The 377-nt window shown below is 59.9% G+C and carries 1 protein-coding gene; it reads right to left on the bottom strand.

Annotated features, from left to right (window positions below; all coding sequences use genetic code 11):
* On the bottom strand, window positions 1–377 hold a 377-nt coding region (locus tag PL597_RS26170), incomplete at both ends, for a hypothetical protein (protein ID WP_271366675.1).

The following is a 377-nucleotide window of genomic DNA, read 5'->3' as shown; positions in this document are numbered from 1 at the left end:
TCCAGTCGGCGTTACCGCTGAGGGCGATTTGCCCCTGGCGGGTGTTCACCGTCCCCTGCAGGGTCGAGCGCGTGCCGTTGAAGTTCATCGCCAGCTGGCTCGGCTGCATATCAAACGGCATAAAGTTGCCGTCGATATCCACCCCGCTCAGCTGCATCTGGCCGAACAGCTGCGGACTTTTCACATTGCCGCCCAGACGCAGACGGGCGTTGAGCCTTCCCTCTGCCTTTTCACCACGAGCGAAAATCGGGTTGATCATCGCCAGCGAGAAGTTGCTGATATTGACATTGCCGCCGAGATTACGCCGCCCCTGCGGGTCGGTAACCTGCACCTGCCCATCCAGTTGACCATTGTTGGTCAGGCGGATAAGCCAGCCA

The organism is Agrobacterium sp. ST15.13.013 (assembly GCF_027956525.1).
Classification (GTDB): Bacteria; Pseudomonadota; Alphaproteobacteria; order Rhizobiales; family Rhizobiaceae; genus Agrobacterium; species Agrobacterium salinitolerans.
This window is presented reverse-complemented; position numbering and strand designations above follow the sequence as displayed.